Annotated in this window: 15 protein-coding genes; 10 read left to right on the top strand and 5 right to left on the bottom strand. The window is 60.4% G+C overall.

The genetic code is table 11. From position 1 onward, the window contains the following. Positions 1 to 196: 196 nt before the first annotated feature. The 5 genes from rarD to ACA060_RS26580 all read right to left on the bottom strand — a co-directional run bounded on the left by rarD (position 197) and on the right by ACA060_RS26580 (position 6,067). On the bottom strand, positions 197 to 1,084 hold the full coding sequence (rarD, locus tag ACA060_RS26600; RefSeq protein ID WP_497314129.1) for an EamA family transporter RarD: 888 nt from the start codon (positions 1,082 to 1,084) through the stop codon (positions 197 to 199). A gap of 177 nt (positions 1,085 to 1,261) precedes the next feature. Then, a complete protein-coding gene (locus tag ACA060_RS26595) occupies positions 1,262 to 2,236 on the bottom strand; it encodes a serine/threonine protein kinase (RefSeq protein ID WP_109635384.1) in 975 nt (324 codons plus the stop codon). 180 nt (positions 2,237 to 2,416) lie between these two features. Next, positions 2,417 to 4,318 carry a PhoX family protein gene (locus tag ACA060_RS26590; protein ID WP_497314127.1) on the bottom strand — a complete coding sequence of 634 codons (1,902 nt, stop codon included), beginning with the start codon at positions 4,316 to 4,318 and terminating at the stop codon, positions 2,417 to 2,419. Between the two features lie 58 nt (positions 4,319 to 4,376). Continuing rightward, positions 4,377 to 5,141 (bottom strand): TOBE domain-containing protein, encoded by a 765-nt coding sequence (locus ACA060_RS26585; RefSeq protein WP_497314126.1) that lies wholly within the window; start codon positions 5,139 to 5,141, stop codon positions 4,377 to 4,379. Positions 5,142 to 5,326: 185 nt separating this feature from the next. Continuing rightward, positions 5,327 to 6,067 carry a ComF family protein gene (locus tag ACA060_RS26580; protein ID WP_497314124.1) on the bottom strand — a complete coding sequence of 247 codons (741 nt, stop codon included), beginning with the start codon at positions 6,065 to 6,067 and terminating at the stop codon, positions 5,327 to 5,329. Positions 6,068 to 6,159: 92 nt separating this feature from the next. Between ACA060_RS26580 and bioB the strand changes: the two genes are divergently transcribed. The 10 genes from bioB to ACA060_RS26530 all read left to right on the top strand — a co-directional run bounded on the left by bioB (position 6,160) and on the right by ACA060_RS26530 (position 18,625). Then, positions 6,160 to 7,215 (top strand): biotin synthase BioB, encoded by a 1,056-nt coding sequence (gene bioB, locus ACA060_RS26575; protein WP_497314122.1) that lies wholly within the window; start codon positions 6,160 to 6,162, stop codon positions 7,213 to 7,215. A 148-nt stretch (positions 7,216 to 7,363) separates the two neighbouring features. Further along, positions 7,364 to 8,542, top strand: coding sequence for an 8-amino-7-oxononanoate synthase (gene bioF, locus ACA060_RS26570; protein WP_497314120.1), 1,179 nt, complete (start codon positions 7,364 to 7,366; stop codon positions 8,540 to 8,542). Next, positions 8,535 to 9,266, top strand: coding sequence for an alpha/beta fold hydrolase (locus tag ACA060_RS26565; RefSeq protein ID WP_497314118.1), 732 nt, complete (start codon positions 8,535 to 8,537; stop codon positions 9,264 to 9,266). The genes bioF and ACA060_RS26565 overlap by 8 nt, the downstream gene beginning before the upstream one ends. Further along, positions 9,259 to 10,071: a malonyl-ACP O-methyltransferase BioC gene (bioC, locus tag ACA060_RS26560; protein WP_109635372.1), complete on the top strand. Its 813-nt coding sequence runs from the start codon at positions 9,259 to 9,261 to the stop codon at positions 10,069 to 10,071. Before ACA060_RS26565 ends, bioC begins: the two co-directional genes overlap by 8 nt. Beyond that, entirely contained in the window at positions 10,068 to 10,748 is a 681-nt protein-coding gene (bioD, locus tag ACA060_RS26555; RefSeq protein ID WP_497314116.1) for a dethiobiotin synthase, read from the top strand. Before bioC ends, bioD begins: the two co-directional genes overlap by 4 nt. Before the next feature lie 107 nt (positions 10,749 to 10,855). Beyond that, positions 10,856 to 11,152, top strand: a complete 297-nt coding sequence (locus tag ACA060_RS26550) for a pyrroloquinoline quinone biosynthesis protein PqqE (RefSeq protein WP_497314114.1) — start codon at positions 10,856 to 10,858, stop codon at positions 11,150 to 11,152. Positions 11,153 to 11,432: 280 nt separating this feature from the next. After that, positions 11,433 to 13,238, top strand: coding sequence for a phenylacyl-CoA dehydrogenase (locus tag ACA060_RS26545; protein ID WP_497314113.1), 1,806 nt, complete (start codon positions 11,433 to 11,435; stop codon positions 13,236 to 13,238). 241 nt (positions 13,239 to 13,479) lie between these two features. Next, complete coding sequence (locus tag ACA060_RS26540) at positions 13,480 to 14,769, top strand: GGDEF domain-containing protein (RefSeq protein ID WP_109635364.1); 1,290 nt, start codon at positions 13,480 to 13,482, stop codon at positions 14,767 to 14,769. A gap of 90 nt (positions 14,770 to 14,859) precedes the next feature. Then, positions 14,860 to 16,656, top strand: coding sequence for an acyl-CoA dehydrogenase C-terminal domain-containing protein (locus tag ACA060_RS26535; protein ID WP_497314111.1), 1,797 nt, complete (start codon positions 14,860 to 14,862; stop codon positions 16,654 to 16,656). Positions 16,657 to 16,846: 190 nt separating this feature from the next. After that, positions 16,847 to 18,625: an acyl-CoA dehydrogenase C-terminal domain-containing protein gene (locus ACA060_RS26530; RefSeq protein WP_109635361.1), complete on the top strand. Its 1,779-nt coding sequence runs from the start codon at positions 16,847 to 16,849 to the stop codon at positions 18,623 to 18,625. The last annotated feature ends 38 nt before the right edge of the window (positions 18,626 to 18,663 follow it).

Genomic DNA, 18,663 nt, shown 5'->3' with positions numbered 1-18,663 from the left:
CGTGCACCTGCCTGTGGATAACCTGTAGAGACAGCCCGCCAGCCCACGCCGGCCGGGCTTCTTCAGGAACTGATCAAAAAACCAGCAGTTTCAACAAGTTGCGCACAAACGGCGGGGATCACGCTGTGGATAACCTTGGGAAGGATCAATACAGGCCACGAAGGGCGTGGCCTGTAGAGGTTTGTATGTTTTTTGATCAGCTGCGGCGGCGCATACTGATCACCGCATCGACGCTGTAAATCGCCAAGCCGGCCCAGATAAAGATAAACGCGACCAACGTGCTGGAAGACAAGTGCTCGCCAAACAGCAACACGGCTTGCAACAGCACCAGCGTCGGCGCCAGGTACTGGAGAAATCCCAGTGTGGTGTAGGGCAAATGCCGTGCGGCGGCGTTGAAACACACCAGCGGCACCAACGTCACCGGCCCGGCCGCCACGAGCCACCAGGCTTCGGAGGTGGTCCAGAACTCGGGCTGAGCACTCATGGCCGTCTGATTGAACAGCAGCCAGGCAATGGCAATCGGCACCAGCATCCAGGTTTCCACAACAAGACCGGGCAGTGCTTTGACCGGCGCTTGCTTGCGGATCAGGCCGTAGAAGCCAAACGTCAGCGCCAGCACCAGCGAAACCCACGGCAGACTGCCGACCTGCCACACCTGTTGCGCCACGCCGACTGCCGCCAGTCCCACGGCGATCCACTGCATGCGCCGCAGCCGCTCGCCGAGGATCAACATCCCCAGCAGCACGTTGACCAGAGGGTTGATGTAGTAACCGAGGCTGGCCTCGAGCATGCGCCCGTTGTTCACCGACCAGACGTAAGTCAACCAGTTGGCCGCAATCAGCGTGCCGCTCAGGGCCAGAATCGCCAGTCGTTTCGGGTTGTCACGCAACTCACGCCACCAGCCCGGATGCTTCCACACCATCAGCAGCAAGGCGCCGAACAGCGCTGACCACAGCACGCGGTGGATGATGATCTCCACGGAGGGCACGTTGGCGATGGCTTTGAAGTAGATCGGGAACAGGCCCCAAATGCTGTAGGCACTCAGGCCCAGGATGTACCCGCGACGCGGGTTGGCAGCTTGCATGCAGAATCCTTGCTTAGGCAGCTAACAAAGAGGGGGATTGTAAGGAGATTTGCAGGAATGGTCGCGGACCAATGTGGGAGCGGGCTTGCTCGCGAAGGCGTCAGTACAGGCGACATCATCGGTGAATGCCAGTCCATCTTCGCGAGCAAGCCCGCTCCCACAGGGGATCTGTATTTATCAGAAGAGTTTCAGGGGTTCTTCATTTAGCGCAGCCAATTGCTCACGCAACGCCAATACCTGATCTCCCCAATACCGTTCACTGCCAAACCACGGAAAACTGTGGGGGAATGCCGGGTCGTCCCAGCGGCGGGCGAGCCAGGCGCTGTAGTGCATCAGGCGCAAGGCGCGCAGCGGTTCGATCAGCGCCAGTTCGCGCGGGTCGAAGTCGTGGAATTCGTTGTAGCCGTCCATCAATTCTGATAACTGGCCGAGACATTCCTGGCGATCACCGGCCAGCATCATCCAGATGTCCTGGACCGCCGGGCCCATGCGACAGTCGTCGAGGTCGACGATGTGGAACATCTCGTCGCGACACATCATGTTGCCGGGGTGGCAATCGCCGTGCATGCGGATGTTCTGGTGTGGCGTCGCCTTGTAGACCTCTTCCACGCGCTTGAGCAGGTCGCGGGCCACGGACTCGTAGGCTGGCAGCAGGCTTTTGGGCACGAAGTTGCCTTCGAGCAAGGTGGTCAGCGAATCGTGACCGAAGTTCTTTACACCCAGCGCTTCACGGTGTTCAAACGGCTTGGTCGCACCGACGGCGTGCAGCCTGCCGAGCAGTTGGCCCAGGCGATACAGCTGATCGAGATTGCCCGGCTCCGGCGCACGGCCGCCACGGCGGGGGAACAGGGTGAAACGGAACCCGGCATGTTCGTGCAGGCTGGCGCCGTTGTGAATCATCGGCGCGACCACCGGTACGTCGCATTCGGCGAGTTCGAAGGTGAACTGGTGCTCTTCGAGAATCGCTTCGTTGGTCCAGCGTTGTGGGCGATAGAACTTGGCGATCAGCGGCTCGGAGTCTTCGATGCCGACTTGGTAGACGCGGTTCTCGTAGCTGTTGAGCGCCAGAATGCGCGCGTCGCTGAGAAAGCCGATGCTTTCGACGGCATCGAGCACGAGGTCTGGGGTGAGGGTTGCAAACGGGTGGGCCATGCTGACTCCTGCGCGCAGCAGGCTGCCGCGTCCGGCCAAGCATGGTAGCGCAGACGGGCCGTCTTTAGTGTTAAGGCTTGAGATGAGTGGTGTTGCCATCGCTAGCAGGCTAGCTCCCACAGGGGATTTGCGGTGTGTCGCAGATCCAGTGTGTGCGAGCCTGCTCGCGATGGGGCCCTGTCAGGCGCCGACGATCCCGCCATCCTCGCGGGAAATCGCCATCACCGATGACCGCGGCTTGCCATTCGGCAGATGCTCAGGGAACGTCGATCCCCCGTTCTCCCCCGGATGCTGAATCCCGACAAACAGCGTCTTCTGATCCGGTGAAAAGCTGATCCCCGTCACCTCGCAACCCACCGGCCCCACCATGAACCGACGAATCTCCCCGGTCACCGGATCGGCGCAGAGCATCTGGTTGTTACCCATACCGGCAAAATCCCCGGCATTGCTCGAATCGCCATCCGTGAGAATCCACAACCGTCCGGCCTTGTCGAAGCCCAAACCATCCGGGCTGTTGAACATGTTCTGTGGCGTGATGTTCGACGAACCGCCCTTCGGCGTGCCAGCGTGGACGCCCGGGTTGCCGGCGACCACAAACAGGTCCCAGGCAAAGCTTTTCGAGCCGTGATCGTCGCGGTCGGTGCGCCAGCGCAGGATCTGCCCGTAGATGTTCTTCTCGCGCGGGTTCGGTCCGCCCACGGGCTGGCCGTCTTCGCCGCGTTTGGCGTTGTTGGTCAGCGTGCAGTAAACCTGGCCATCTTTCGGGCTGACGACGATCCATTCCGGACGGTCCATGCGTGTGGCTTTCACCACGCTGGCCGCGAGGCGCGCGTTAATCAAGACTTCGGCCTGATCGGCAAAACCACTGCTGGCGTCGATGCCGTTTTTACCGTGGGTCAGTTCGATCCATTCGCCCTGGCCTTTGGGGTGATCGGCGTTGCTGTCGCCCGCATCGAAACGCGCCACGTACAACGTGCCGTGGTCCAGCAGGTCGCGGTTGGCCTTGGGGTTTTTGTGGTTGATCTTGTCGCGGCTGACGAATTTGTAGATGAACTCGCCGCGCTCATCGTCGCCCATGTACACCACGGCGTGGCCGTCATTGGTTTCGGCGAGGGCAGCGTTTTCGTGTTTGAAGCGGCCCAGGGCGGTGCGCTTGACCGGCGTCGATTGCGGATCGAACGGGTCGATTTCCACGACCCAGCCGTGGCGGTTGAGCTCGTTCGGATTCTTCGCCAGGTCGAACCGCTCATCGTGTTGATGCCAGTTGATCTCTTTGCTGGCAGCCACTGCGCCGTAGCGTTTTTGTGCGGCATCGAACTTCTGCTCGGCATTGCTGCTGCCGAAACAATCGGTGAAGTTTTCTTCACAGGTCAGATAGGTGCCCCACGGCGTCTTGCCGTTAGCGCAGTTCTGGAAAGTGCCGAGGACATGCTTGCCCTGTGGGTCGGCGCTGGTTTTCACCAAGGCATGACCGGCGGCCGGGCCGCTCAGGTTGATCGGCGCGTTGCCGTGGATGCGGCGGTTGTAGCGCGAGCCCTGGACGAATTGCCATTGGCCGTTCTTGCGCTGCACTTCGATCACCGACACGCCTTCGCAGGCCAGTGCCTTGTGCACCTCTTGCGCCGATTGCGGCATGCCGCCGTGCGGGTAGAGGTAGCGGTAGTTGGTGTATTCGTTGTTGATCGCCATCAGCGCCCGGTCTTTCTCGCCAGGAAACTCGAACAGGCTCATGCCGTCGTTGTTGTCGCCGAACTGGACTTCCTGCTGCTCGGCGGTGCCGTTGCCACTCGGGTCGAACGCTGGACCGTTTTTCTGTAAAGGCTGGCCCCAACTGATCAACACCGAGGACTTGTAACCCGGCGGCAAGGTAATAGCGTCGCTGGTGGCGGCGGGAATGCTGTCAAAACCCAACAGTTTGCTGGAGCCTGCACTGACACTCGCGGCCAGCACGCTGCGGCTCAGAAGGTTGCCGCCGAGGAACATGGCCGCACCGCAGAGGGCACCGGCGCTGATGAAGCCACGGCGGCTGAGACCGACCATTTTCTCGAGGTCGGTGGACTGGTTTTCTTCTAATAGGCTCACATCAGGCTCCCTGTTGGTTTTTGCAGCCACCTTAAAGAGCGTCGATGAAGCTTTTGTTTCAGAGTGGAGTGCCGAGCAAAACATTGGACGGCGCGAACTGCACCCGCACCGGTTTGTCTGCGGCAAGACCTAGCGTTCGCAAGTGCAGCGGCTCGGCCAGTGCGCAGAGGGTCTGGCCGTTGGGAAGGCCGATTCGCACTTCGCTGGGGCCGTCTTTGGCATCGAGAATGGTTTCGATCATGCCCGTGAGGCAATTGTTGCCGGGTGTTGTTTGTTGATCGATGCCCAGCAACTCCAGCCAACCGGCCTTGATCAGGGCCACGACTTCGGTGCCGGTCTCCAGCTCCATGCGCAGGGTGCTGTCGTGAGTGATCTGCGCATCGAGGGTCAAGCCTTCGGCCAGTTCAAGACGGACTCGATCGTTGTGCCCCTGGCTGCGGATCGCCACGATCTTTCCGTGCAATTGATTGCGCGCGCTGGTTCTGAGCATCAGCCGACCGAGCAGGTCCAGGTCGCTGGCATCTTCCGCGGCTTCCAGCACCTGGGCCTGCAACGCTTGCAGCTTTTGATACAGGCGCAGCACGCGCTCACCTTCGCTGGAGAGCTTGGCGCCACCGCCGCCCTTGCCGCCGACGCTGCGTTCCACCAGCGGTTTTTGCGCGAGGTTGTTCAGCTCATCGATGGCATCCCAGGCCGCCTTGTAGCTCAGCCCCGCGCTTTTCGCGGCGCGGGTGATCGAGCCCTGTTCGGCGATGTGCTGCAGCAACGCGATGCGCTGCGGGCGACGGGCAATGTGCTGAGACAACAAGGTGGGCAAGGACATGGAGAGAGGCTTTGGGTTGTGGCGATGGGGAGGACGTTGGCGGCTTGGACTGCTGGAGTCAAGTCAGACCACAAACCCTGTGGGAGCGGGCTTGCTCGCGAAGGCGTCGGTTCAGTCGACATCGATGTTGAATGCCAAGCCGCCTTCGCGAGCAAGCCTGCTCCCCCAGGTTTTGCGCCCCTGGGTTAAACCGCTTCGCCGGGTTTGGGCGTGCGGGCCAGGCAGTAAACATCGACCCGTGCCGCGCCAGCGTCTATCAACAGGCGGGCCAGGGCCTGTGCGGTGGCGCCAGTAGTCAGCACGTCGTCCACGATCGCCAGGTGCCGGCCCTTGATGGATGCTTCGGGCACCAGCGCAAAAGCATTGCGCAGGTTCTTCTTGCGCGCATCGGCATTCAGGACTTGTTGCGCGCTGGTGTCCTGAATCCTCAGCAGCAGTTTTTCATCGCAAGGGATGCCGAGACTGTCACTGAGCCAGCGTGCAAGCATCGAGGCCTGGTTGAAACCCCGTTGACGCAGGCGTTTGGCGGCCAGCGGAACCGGGACCAGAACATCGGGCCGATCAAGGTCCTCATCGAAGCGATGTTGCAGGTATTGCGCGAGAAGTTCGCCGAGCAGGCGGCCAAACGGCCACTTGGCGCTGTGCTTGAAGCGCGTGATCAACGTGTCCACCGGAAAACTGTAAGTCCAGGGCGCAGCGACCCGCTCGAAAGCCGGCGGCCGTTTTAAACATGGGCCACACGTCAGGCCCGCCGCAGGCAATGGCAGGGCGCAGGTCTGGCAGTGATCCCCCAGCCAGGGCAGGTCCGTTTCGCAGGCCATGCAGATGGGCCTGACTTCTTCGGTGGCCTCGCTGCAGAGTAAGCAGTGTTGATCATTGTTTAACCAGATGTAAACCGGTCCTACGTATGGTGGTTGACAGCGCATCGCTCTTCCTTAAATATGCCGAACATCCGTGTCGCGTCTGTGGGTATTCCATCCCCCGACCGCTTGCCAAGCATAAAACAAAGGAAACGCCCATGAGCGCCAGCACCTCTGCAACCCTGCGTCATGACTGGTCTTTGGCCGAAGTCAAAGCACTCTTCGTACAGCCATTCAACGACCTGTTGTTCCAGGCGCAGACGGTGCACCGCGCGCATTTCGACGCCAATCGCGTCCAGGTTTCCACCCTGCTCTCGATCAAAACCGGCGCCTGCCCGGAAGATTGCAAATATTGTCCACAGTCCGGTCACTACAACACCGGCCTGGAAAAAGAAAAACTGATGGAAGTGCAGAAGGTCCTCGAAGAGGCCGCTCGCGCCAAGGCCATCGGTTCGACCCGTTTCTGCATGGGCGCTGCCTGGAAACACCCATCGGCCAAAGACATGCCGTACGTGTTGGAAATGGTCAAAGGCGTGAAAGCCATGGGCCTGGAAACCTGCATGACCCTAGGGCGACTGGATCAGGACCAGACCGTCGCTCTGGCTGACGCCGGCCTCGACTACTACAACCACAACCTCGATACCTCGCCTGAGTTCTACGGCAGCATCATCACCACCCGCACTTACAGCGAGCGCCTGCAAACGCTGGCCTACGTGCGTGAGTCCGGGATGAAGATATGCTCCGGCGGCATTCTCGGCATGGGCGAGTCTCTCGATGATCGCGCCAATCTGCTGATCCAGTTAGCCAACCTCCCGGAGCATCCGGAGTCAGTGCCGATCAACATGCTGGTGAAAGTCGCCGGCACGCCGCTGGAAAATGCCGAAGACATCGACCCATTCGACTTCATCCGCATGCTCGCCGTCGCGCGCATCATGATGCCGCAATCCCACGTGCGCCTGTCCGCCGGCCGCGAAGCGATGAACGAGCAGATGCAGGCTTTGGCGTTCTTCGCCGGTGCCAACTCGATTTTCTACGGCGACAAACTGCTCACCACCGCCAACCCGCAGGCCGACAAGGACATGCAACTGTTCTCGCGCCTGGGGATCCTGCCGGAAGCGCGCGAAGAGCACGCGGACGAGGTGCATCAGGCGGCGATCGAACAAGCGCTGGTGGAGCAGAAGAGCAGCGAGCAGTTCTATAACGCCGCCGTCTGACCCCGACACAAATCCAATGTGGGAGCGGGCTTGCTCGCGAAGGCGGAGTTTCAGTCACCATCAATGTTGGATGTGACGGCCCCTTCGCGAGCAAGCCCGCTCCCACACTGGGACTGGGTGAAAACCCATACTGATCCTCGAGGCCTGCATGTCTTTCGATCTCGCCGCACGCCTTGCTGCCCGTCGTGCCGAAAACCTTTATCGCCAGCGCCCGCTGCTCGAAAGCCCTCAAGGCCCGGAAGTGGTGGTCGACGGTCAGCCGTTGCTGGCGTTCTGCAACAACGACTATCTGGGCCTCGCCAATCACCCGCAAGTGATCGAAGCCTGGCGCGCCGGTGCGGCCCGTTGGGGCGTCGGTGGCGGGGCGTCGCACCTGGTCATCGGCCACAGCACGCCACACCATGAGCTGGAGGAAGCGTTGGCGGATCTGACGGGTCGCCCGCGTGCGCTGCTGTTCACCACCGGTTACATGGCCAACCTTGGCGCGGTCACCGCGTTGATCGGGCAGGGCGATACGGTTCTGGAAGACCGACTCAATCACGCATCGTTGCTGGATGCTGGATTGTTGTCCGGCGCGCGTTTCAATCGTTATCTGCACAACGACGCGGCGAGTCTGGCCAAGCGTCTGGAGAAGGCGACCGGCAATACGCTGGTGGTCACCGACGGCGTGTTCAGCATGGACGGCGATATCGCGGACTTGCCGGCGCTGGCCCGTGAAGCCAAGGCCAAAGGCGCGTGGCTGATGGTCGATGACGCCCATGGCTTCGGTCCGCTGGGCGCCAACGGCGGCGGGATCGTCGAGCATTTCGGTCTGAGCCAGGAAGACGTGCCGGTATTGGTCGGCACCCTTGGCAAAGCGTTCGGCACCGCGGGTGCCTTTGTGGCCGGCAGCGAAGAGCTGATCGAAAGCCTGATCCAGTTTTCCCGCCCCTACATCTACACCACCAGCCAACCGCCGGCCCTGGCCTGTGCGACGCTCAAAAGCCTCGAGCTGCTGCGCACTGAACATTGGCGTCGCGAGCATCTGAAAGTCTTGATCCGCCAGTTCCGTCATGGCGCCGAGCAGATCGGCCTTGAGTTGATGGACAGCTTCACGCCGATCCAGCCGATCATGATCGGCGATGCCGGGCGTGCGATGCGACTGTCGCAGATGCTGCGCGAGCGCGGGCTGATGGTCACGGCGATTCGACCGCCCACCGTGCCTGCCGGCAGCGCCCGTCTGCGCGTGACCCTGACCGCCGCCCACAGCGAGGCGCAGGTGCAGCTATTGTTGAATGGACTGGCCGATTGTTTCCAACAACTTGGACCGGAGCCAAACCATGCGTGATCGACTGATTCTGCTGCCAGGTTGGGGCCTCGGAATTTCACCGCTGGAACCGTTGGCAGCCGCGTTGCAGGGGCTGGATGAGCATCTGCGGGTCGAGATCGAGCCGTTGCCGGAACTGGAATCGAGCGAGCTTGAAGAGTGGCTCGATGAGCTGGATTCGACGATCCCGCAAGACGCCTGGCTCGGTGGCTGGTCCCTCGGCGGCATGCTTGCGTCTGAGCTGGCGGCGCGTCGGGGTGATCGTTGCTGCGGCTTGCTGACCTTGGCGAGCAATCCTTCTTTTGTCGCCCATGAGCAGTGGCCGAGTGCGATGCCTGGCGAAACCTTCGATGCGTTTCTCGCCGGTTGCAAAGCCGACCCGCGGATGACGTTGAAGCGCTTTTCACTCCTTTGCGCCCAAGGCTCGGAAGATCCTCGCGGGCTGTCGCGGTTGTTGCTCGGTGGGGCGCCGCATACCTCAGAAGCGGTGCTGATGAGCGGACTGGAAGTGCTCGCCCAACTGGATACCCGTCAAGCGTTGCAGGCATTTCGCGGTCCACAACTGCATTTGTTCGCCGGCCTCGACGGTCTGGTTCCGGCGGAAGCGGCGGGTGATTTGTTGGCCTTGCTGCCGGACGTCGAAATCGGTCTGATTGAACAGGCCAGCCATGCATTTCTTCTGGAAGATCCCCACGGTGTGGCGGGGGCGATCCAGGCCTTTTTGCACGAGTCCGGTGATGACTGATTTATCCCTTCCCAATCTGCCCGGCGGCTTGCCCGACAAGCGCCAGGTAGCGGCCTCCTTTTCCCGCGCGGCGGCGAGCTACGACAGCGTGGCTGAACTGCAGCGCGATGTCGGCAGCCAGTTGTTGAGCCGTTTGCCGGATGATTTTGTACCGGGTGTCTGGCTGGATCTGGGATGCGGCACCGGGCATTTCAGCCGGGCATTGGGCGAGCGCTTTCCTGCCGGTCACGGACTGGCAATGGACATCGCCGAAGGCATGCTCAACCACGCCCGGCCACTGGGCGGCGCCACGCATTTCATCGCCGGTGATGCCGAGCACTTGCCGCTGCAGGATTCGACCTGTGATCTGATCTTCTCGAGCCTGGCGGTGCAGTGGTGTGCGGATTTCGAATCGGTGCTCAGTGAGGCGTATCGGGCCCTGAAACCGGGTGGGATTTTCGCGTTTGCTAGTCTTTGCGTAGGAACGTTGTTTGAGTTGCGTGACAGCTGGCGGCAGGTGGATGGCATGGTGCACGTCAATCGCTTCCGCGAGTTGGGGGTTTATCAACATTTGTGCGCGTCCAGTGGCTTGAAGGTCGTCGGCCTGCAAACCCGTGCGCATGTGTTGCATTACCCGGATGTGCGCAGCCTGACGCATGAACTCAAGGCACTGGGCGCGCACAACTTGAATCCCGGTCGGCCAGGTGGTTTGACCGGTCGCGCGCGAATCCTAGGATTGATCGAGGCTTATGAGCAGTTTCGTCAGGCCGAAGGATTGCCAGCGACTTATCAGGTGGTCTACGCCGTGTTGGAGAAACCCGTATGAGCGCTGCCTATTTCATCACCGGCACCGACACTGATGTCGGCAAGACCACCATTGCTGCAGGCTTGTTGCATGCCGCGCGGTCGGCAGGCATGAGCACGGCGGCGGGCAAGCCGGTCGCCTCCGGCTGTGATGTGACGCCCAAGGGGTTGCGTAATTCCGATGCGCTGGCGCTGTTGGCCGAGTGCTCGTTGCCTTTGACTTATGCACAGGTCAATCCGGTGGCGTTCGAACCGCCGATCGCTCCGCACCTGGCTGCACGGGAGGCGGGCGTGGCGCTGACGGTGCAATCATTGTTGACGCCGATGCTCGACATTCTCGACATGCAGGCGGATTTCACCTTGATCGAAGGCGCCGGCGGCTGGCGCGTGCCGCTGGCGGATCAGGACAATCTGTCGGATCTGGCGATGGCGCTGGGCCTACCGGTGATCCTGGTGGTCGGCGTGCGCCTGGGTTGCATCAATCATGCACTGCTGACAGCCGAGGCGATTGCTCAGGACGGTTTGCAGCTGGCGGGATGGGTGGCCAATATCATCGATCCGAAAACCTCGCGTCTGGAAGAGAACCTCGCGACCCTCGCCGAGCGTATTCCCGCGCCTTGTCTTGGACGAGTGCCAAAACTCAAATCAGTCACGGCAGAAGCGGTGGCGGAACATCTGCAACTGGATCTGCTGGATTGAGATTTTGCCTATGACAAGGCACTGTGCCATTAGTGTTTTTGTCGGGCCTTTTGCCATCGGGTCTGTTTCAATGGCCGCCATTGATCCTTTGTAGGACGAGTTCCCCTATGGAAATCTCAGGAAACACCGCTTTTTATGCCGGTCTGAGCACTATTCAGACAGGGCAGAACCGTGTCGATCAGGCTTCCAGCCAGATCGCCAGCAGCACCATCGAGCGCTCGGTGATCAGCCAGTCTTCCGAGGTCCAGATCGATCGCCTGCGTTCGGTAGACCGCAGTCAGCAATCTGACCTGGCCAGCAACATGGTCGAGATGGCCCAGGGCAAGTTTCAGGTTGAGGCGGGTGCCAAAGCCGCCAAGGCTTCCGATGAAGTGCTTGGCACGTTGATCGATACTTTCGCTTGATCCCTCGCTGAATCCGCATCACTAAAACGCCGCGATTATTCGCGGCATTTTTGTGCGTAAGTCCTTCTCCCTCAACTAATCTTTCCTGCAAGGCCTGTTGCGTTGTCAACGGCGGCAGCGCGGCCGCGTGTCCGGCATTTGCGTGGCGTGATGACGAACGGCAAAAGATCGGCGCTTGACAAGATTTGGTCGTAAACGTATGTTTCAAACAACTGTTTGACCGTCACAACAAATCAACACGGTCGTTCATTCCCGGTTACATCAGCAGAGGTTTATCGCTATGCCTGACTACAAGGCCCCCTTGCGTGATATTCGCTTCGTTCGTGACGAACTGCTCGGCTACGAAGCGCACTATCAGAGCCTTCCGGCTTGTGCAGACGCAACTCCTGACATGGTTAGCGCCATTCTCGAAGAAGGCGCCAAGTTTTGTGAGCAGGTACTGGCTCCGCTGAACCGCGTGGGTGACACCGAAGGCTGCACCTGGAGCGAGTCCGGCGTTAAAACCCCGACCGGCTTCAAAGAAGCCTACAAGCAATTCGTTGAAGGCGGCTGGCCAAGCCTGGCCCACGACGTAGAGCACGGCGGCCAAGGCCTGCCGGAGTCTCTGGGTCTGGCGGTCAGCGAAATGGTTGGCGAAGCCAACTGGTCGTGGGGCATGTACCCAGGCCTGTCGCACGGCGCGATGAACACCATTTCCGAGCACGGTACGCCTGAGCAGCAAGAGGCTTACCTGACTAAACTGGTGTCCGGCGAATGGACCGGCACCATGTGCCTGACCGAACCGCACTGCGGCACCGACCTGGGCATGCTGCGCACCAAGGCCGAGCCTCAGGCCGACGGTTCCTACAAAGTTTCCGGCACCAAGATCTTCATCTCGGCCGGCGAACACGACATGGCCGACAACATCGTCCACATCGTGCTGGCACGTCTGCCGGATGCACCGGCTGGCACCAAAGGCATTTCGCTGTTCATCGTGCCGAAGTTCATGCCGAACGCTGACGGCTCGATCGGCGCGCGCAACGCTGTGACCTGTGGTTCCCTGGAACACAAAATGGGCATCCACGGTAACGCCACCTGCGTGATGAACTTCGATTCGGCCACCGGTTACCTGATCGGCCCGGCGAACAAAGGCCTGAACTGCATGTTCACCTTCATGAACACCGCACGTCTGGGTACCGCGCTGCAAGGTCTGGCCCACGCCGAGATCGGCTTCCAGGGCGGCCTGAAATACGCTCGCGATCGCCTGCAAATGCGTTCGCTGACTGGCCCGAAAGCGCCGGAAAAAGCCGCTGACCCGATCATCGTTCACCCTGACGTGCGTCGCATGCTGTTGACCATGAAAGCGTTCGCCGAAGGCAACCGCGCAATGGTTTACTTCACCGCCAAGCAAGTCGACATCGTCAAATACGGCGTAGACGAAGAAGAGAAGAAGAAAGCCGACGCACTGCTGGCCTTCATGACTCCAATCGCCAAAGCCTTCATGACTGAAGTCGGCTTCGAATCCGCCAACCACGGCGTGCAAATCTACGGCGGCCACGGCTTCATCGCCGAGTGGGGCATGGAGCAGAACGTTCGCGACAGCCGCATTTCGATGCTGTACGAAGGCACCACCGGTATCCAGGCGCTCGACCTGCTGGGCCGTAAAGTGCTGATGACTCAAGGCGAAGCCCTGAAAGGCTTCACCAAGATCGTCCACAGGTTCTGCCAGACCAACGAAGGCAACGAAGCGGTCAAAGAGTTCGTCGAGCCATTGGCTGCGCTGAACAAAGAGTGGGGTGAGCTGACCATGAAGGTCGGTATGGCCGCCATGAAAGATCGCGAAGAAGTCGGCGCGGCCTCGGTGGACTACCTGATGTACTCCGGTTACGCCTGCCTGGCCTACTTCTGGGCTGACATGGCGCGTCTGGCTGCAGAGAAGCTGGCTGCCGGCACTTCCGAAGAGGCGTTCTACACCGCCAAGCTGCAGACTGCGCGCTTCTACTTCCAGCGCATCCTGCCGCGTACCCGCACTCACGTTGCAACCATGCTGTCGGGTGCCAACAACTTGATGGACATGAAAGAAGAGGACTTCGCGCTGGGCTACTAAGCCTTAACGCTGTTCTTCACAAAGCCGCTATCCCTTCGGGGGTAGCGGCTTTTTTGTTCTTGGGAAAAGTAAAAGCAGTCGCCCGCGATTGTTGATGGGATCGAGGCACTGCCCACCCGGTCTACGGCCACTGACACACACGCTAAAAAAACCCGACAATTGACTCAGTAAGTCGACATGTCTGCCGTTACAGTAGGTGGGCACAATGCCATCTATTGTCATGACGGTCGGAGCTTTACCCTTGCCGCGTTCTTCCGCTGTACGTCTCAGCCATTTCCTACCGTCGATACTGCTTTTACTTGCGGGGCTTGCGGCCGCTTACATCAAGGATCTCAACGTCTTCTTCACTTCGCTGTTCAACGTGCTGCCAACCCTGGTGCTGTTGCTCGGCGGTGCGTACTGCGCGGTTTACCGAAGGCAGCGTGAGCTGTTTCTGATGGTCACGGTGTACATCGCCTACTTCCTGCTCGATACCCAGACCGACTATTACCGCGACCACGGCAAGGTTCGTGATGACGCAGCAGTGATTTTCCATCTGTGTTGCCTGTTGCTGCCGCTGTTGTTCGGCGTGTTCGCAGCCTGGCAGGAACGCACTCATCTGTTTCAGGACATGGTGGCGCGTTTCGCAGTGTTGCTGGCCGTCGGCAGTGTCGCGCTCGGGCTGGAGCAAAGTTATCCCCAGGCCTTGCTGATGTGGCTTTCGGAAATCCGCTGGCCAGCGCTGCACGGCGCCTGGATGAGCCTGATTCAGCTGTCCTATCCCGTATTCATCGCCTCGTTCCTGCTGCTGAGCTGGCAATACTGGCGTAACCCGAGACCCTTGCACGCCGCACAGCTGGTGGGTTTGCTCGGGTTGTTCTGGGCGCTGCCGAAAACCTTCATCCTGCCGTTCACCCTGAACATCATGTGCAGCCAGGTGATGTTGATGATTGCCGCAGCGGTCGCTCACGAGGCGTATCAAATGGCCTTCCGCGACGAGCTCACCGGCCTGCCGGGTCGTCGCGCCTTGAACGAGCGGATGCAGCGGTTGGGGCGCAATTACGTGCTGGCCATGAGCGACGTCGATCACTTCAAGAAATTCAACGACACCCACGGTCACGATGTCGGCGACCAAGTGCTGCGACTGGTCGCCAGCAAACTGTCGAAAATCGGCGGAGGCGGTAGGGCGTATCGCTACGGCGGTGAGGAATTTGCCCTGGTGTTCGCGGGCAAGACCCTCGAAGAGTGCATGCCGCACCTGGAAGTCATCCGCGAGTCCATCGCCACTTACAACATTCAACTGCGCAACCAAGACGCCCGCCCGCAGGACGACCAACAGGGGCGTCAGCGTCGCGCGGGCTCCGGCGCTTCAAGTGTGTCGGTCACCGTCAGCATCGGTGTCGCCGAACGCGTGGAGCAACGAACCCCCGAAAAAGTGCTCAAGTCCGCTGACGAAGCGCTTTACAGCGCCAAGGGCGCCGGGCGGAATTGTGTGGTGGCCTTCGGTCAGACTCGCCGTGGCGCGGTGCGCATGGACGCCGCTGCGGGTTGAGTGATGATGGCGCATTCAGCGTCTGGACTGTGATTGTGAGGCAAGGTGGGCGGCAGTAGGTTTGAGGGATCTGCTGACGGAGAAATGACCATGCCCGAATACAAAGCTCCCCTGCGCGACATGCGCTTTCTGATCGACCACGTCTTCGACTTCCACACCAACTACGCCGCGCTGGGTGCCACCGACGCCAGCCCGGACATGGTCAATGCGATCCTCGAAGAAGGTGCGAAGTTCTGTGAGAACGTTCTGGCGCCGCTGAATCGCAGCGGCGACGAAGAAGGCTGCCATTTCGACAATGGCGTGGTGACAACGCCTACAGGTTTCAAGCAGGCTTTCGCACAATACGTGGAAGGCGGCTGGCATGGTCTGGCGGCTGATCCGGCGTATGGCGGCCAGGGTTTGCCAAGCTCCCTGGGCCTGGTCATTAGTGAAATGGTTGGCTCCAGCAATACCTCCTGGGGCATGTACCCCGGCCTGACCCACGGTGCAATGTCGGCCATCCATGCCCACGGCACCGACGAGCAGAAAAACACCTACCTGAGCAAACTGACGGCCGGCCAATGGACCGGCACCATGTGCCTGACCGAGGCCCATTGCGGTACTGACCTGGGCATCATCAAAACCCGCGCCGTCCCTTCCGCCGACGGCAGCTATGCGGTTTCCGGCAGCAAGATCTTTATCTCGGCCGGCGAACACGACATGAGCGACAACATCATTCATCTGGTGTTGGCGAAACTGCCGGACGCTCCGGCAGGCACCAAGGGCATTTCCCTGTTCATCGTTCCCAAATTCCTACCCAATGCCGAGGGTGAAGCCGGCGAGCGCAACGGCGTTTCCTGCGGCTCGATCGAACACAAAATGGGCATCAAGGCCTCGGCCACCTGCGTGCTGAACTTCGACGAGGCCAAGGGCTTCCTGATCGGCGAGCCGAACAAGGGCTTGAACTGCATGTTCACCATGATGAACCACGCGCGGCTCGGCACCGGCATGCAGGGTCTGTGTCTGGGTGAGGCGAGCTTTCAGGGTGCTATCAAGTACGCCAACGATCGCCTGCAAATGCGCTCGCTCACCGGTCCCAAAGCACCGGAAAAAGCCGCCGATCCGATCATCGTTCATCCCGACGTGCGCCGGATGTTGCTGACCATGAAAGCCTTCAACGAAGGCAACCGCGCCCTGACCTATTTCACCGCGCAGTTGCTGGACGCGGCGCATCTGAGCCCGGATGAAACGGCGCGCCAGGACGCCGAAGACCTGTTGGCATTCCTCACACCGATCTGCAAAGCCTTCATGACCGATACCGGGCTGGAAGTGACCAACCACGGTATGCAAGTGTTTGGCGGCCACGGGTTCATCCGTGAATGGGGTATGGAGCAGCTGGTTCGTGACTGCCGGATCGCGCCGATCTACGAAGGCACTAACGGCATTCAGGCGCTGGATCTGCTCGGGCGCAAAGTGCTGGGCAGCCAGGGCAAACTCCTGCGTGGCTTCACCAAAATCGTCCATAAGTTCTGTGCGGCGAATGCCGAGCATCCACAACTGGCCAGCTATGTGGCGCAACTCAATGGCCTGAATCAGCAATGGGGCGAGTTGACCACCCAGGTCGGCATGGCCGCGATGAAGAATCCGGACGAAGTCGGTGCTGCGTCGGTGGATTACCTGATGTACAGCGGTTACATCATCCTCGGCTATTTGTGGCTGCGCATGGCGCTGGTGGCTCAGGCACAACTTGACGCGGGCATCGGCGATGTCGACTACTGCCGGGGCAAACTGGCAACCAGCGAGTTTTACTTCAAGCGTTTGCTGCCCCGCACCGCCGCTCATCGGGCGGCCATCGAAGCGGGCAGCGATTGCCTGATGAAGCTGCCGGCGGAGTTGTTTGCGCTTTAGTCTTTGTAAAACCAGACACAAAGAAGCCCGCCTCGTTTGCGGGCTTTTTCATGACTGAATGGTCAGTGACTAAACATTACAAAACGGTCACTGGCTGACCCTATGTGTCGCAAAAGTTGTTGGGTTACACTCGGACCCAACGAAAACACCATTCCCACGAATCACCTGTTTAGATCTTGCGAGGTTTGCCATGGCTGACTACAAAGCGCCCCTGCGCGATATGCGCTTCGTCCTCAATGAAGTCTTCGAGGTCGCCAAACTCTGGGCCGAGCTGCCGGCGCTGGCCGAGACCGTCGATGCGGAAACCGTCGAAGCCATTCTCGAAGAAGCCGGCAAGGTCACCAGCAAAAGCATTGCCCCGCTGAGCCGTGCGGCGGACGAAGAAGGTTGCCATTGGGCGGACGGTGCCGTCACCACGCCGGCCGGTTTCCCACAGGCTTATCAGACTTACGCCGAAGGCGGCTGGGTCGGTGTCGGTGGCGATCCGACCTACGGCGGCATGGGCATGCCCAAGGCCGTTTCGGCGCAAGTCGAAGAAATGGTCAACTCCGCCAGCCTGTCCTTCGGTCTGTACCCGATGCTGACTGCCGGTGCCTGCCTGTCGATCAACGCCCACGCCAGCGAAGAGCTGAAAGCCGCGTACCTGCCGAACATGTACGCCGGGGTCTGGGCCGGTTCCATGTGCCTGACCGAGCCGCACGCCGGTACCGACCTTGGGATCATCCGCACCAAGGCCGAGCCTCAGGCCGACGGTTCCTACAAAGTCAGCGGCACCAAGATTTTCATCACCGGTGGCGAACACGACCTGACCGAAAACATCATCCACCTGGTGCTGGCCAAACTGCCGGACGCACCGGCGGGGCCGAAAGGCATCTCGCTGTTCCTTGTGCCGAAGTTCATGGTCAACGCCGATGGCAGCCTGGGCGCGCGCAACCCGGCGAACTGCGGTTCGATCGAACACAAGATGGGCATCCAGGCCTCCGCGACCTGCGTGATGAACTTCGACGAAGCCGTGGGTTACCTGGTCGGCGAGCCGAACAAAGGCCTGGCGGCGATGTTCACCATGATGAACTACGAGCGTCTGGGCGTCGGTATCCAGGGCCTGGCCACCGGCGAGCGCTCGTACCAGAACGCCGTCGAATACGCCCGCGACCGTCTGCAAAGCCGTTCGCCGACCGGCGCGCAGAACAAGGACAAGGTCGCTGACCCGATCATCGTCCACCCAGACGTGCGTCGCATGCTGCTGACCATGAAAGCCTCAAACGAAGGCGGTCGTGCCTTCTCCACTTACGTGGCCATGCAACTGGACACCGCCAAGTTCAGCGAAGACGCGACCACCCGCAAACGTGCGGAAGATCTGGTCGCTTTGCTGACCCCGGTGGCCAAGGCGTTCCTCACCGACCTCGGTCTGGAGACCACCGTTCACGGCCAGCAAGTGTTCGGCGGCCACGGTTACATCCGTGAGTGGGGCCAGGAGCAACTGGTTCGTGATGTGCGCATCACCCAGATCTACGAAGGCACCAACGGTATTCAGGCGCTGGACCTGGTAGGACGCAAGATCGTCGGCACCGGCGGAGCGTTCTACAACCTGTTTGCGGACGAAATCCGTCACTTCACCGCCAGTGCCAGCGCTGACTTGGCAGAGTTCACCAAGCCTCTCAACGATGCCGTGACCACACTCGATGAACTGACCTCGTGGTTGCTGGACCGGGCAAAAAACAACCCGAACGAAATCGGCGCGGCGTCGGTCGAGTACTTGCAAACTTTCGGTTACGTGGCGTACGCCTACATGTGGGCGCTCATGGCCAAGGCAGCCCTGGGCAAAGAAGCGCAGGATGATTTCTACGCGAGCAAGTTGGGCACGGCGCGGTTCTATTTCGCCCGTCTGTTGCCGCGTATTCATTCGTTGAGCGCGTCGGTGAAGGCGGGGAGCGAGTCGCTGTTTCTGCTGGACGCTGCACAGTTCTGACGCCAGTGGCGTCATGTAAGCATTCTCTTACATGACGT

Source organism: Pseudomonas sp. LBUM1671, from assembly GCF_059695685.1.
This window is presented reverse-complemented; position numbering and strand designations above follow the sequence as displayed.

Bases quoted from the DNA above. Each gene is read 5' to 3' on its own strand.
- bioF (WP_497314120.1), top strand. From the start codon at position 7,364: ATGTCTTTCGATCTCGCCGCACGCCTTGCTGCCCGTCGTGCCGAAAAC.
- bioD (WP_497314116.1), top strand. From the start codon at position 10,068: ATGAGCGCTGCCTATTTCATCACCGGCACCGACACTGATGTCGGCAAG.
- ACA060_RS26585 (WP_497314126.1), bottom strand. From the start codon at position 5,141: ATGTCCTTGCCCACCTTGTTGTCTCAGCACATTGCCCGTCGCCCGCAG.
- ACA060_RS26580 (WP_497314124.1), bottom strand. From the start codon at position 6,067: ATGCGCTGTCAACCACCATACGTAGGACCGGTTTACATCTGGTTAAAC.
- ACA060_RS26545 (WP_497314113.1), top strand. From the start codon at position 11,433: ATGCCTGACTACAAGGCCCCCTTGCGTGATATTCGCTTCGTTCGTGAC.
- ACA060_RS26535 (WP_497314111.1), top strand. From the start codon at position 14,860: ATGCCCGAATACAAAGCTCCCCTGCGCGACATGCGCTTTCTGATCGAC.
- ACA060_RS26530 (WP_109635361.1), top strand. From the start codon at position 16,847: ATGGCTGACTACAAAGCGCCCCTGCGCGATATGCGCTTCGTCCTCAAT.
- ACA060_RS26565 (WP_497314118.1), top strand. From the start codon at position 8,535: ATGCGTGATCGACTGATTCTGCTGCCAGGTTGGGGCCTCGGAATTTCA.
- ACA060_RS26550 (WP_497314114.1), top strand. From the start codon at position 10,856: ATGGAAATCTCAGGAAACACCGCTTTTTATGCCGGTCTGAGCACTATT.
- bioC (WP_109635372.1), top strand. From the start codon at position 9,259: ATGACTGATTTATCCCTTCCCAATCTGCCCGGCGGCTTGCCCGACAAG.
- ACA060_RS26595 (WP_109635384.1), bottom strand. From the start codon at position 2,236: ATGGCCCACCCGTTTGCAACCCTCACCCCAGACCTCGTGCTCGATGCC.
- bioB (WP_497314122.1), top strand. From the start codon at position 6,160: ATGAGCGCCAGCACCTCTGCAACCCTGCGTCATGACTGGTCTTTGGCC.
- rarD (WP_497314129.1), bottom strand. From the start codon at position 1,084: ATGCAAGCTGCCAACCCGCGTCGCGGGTACATCCTGGGCCTGAGTGCC.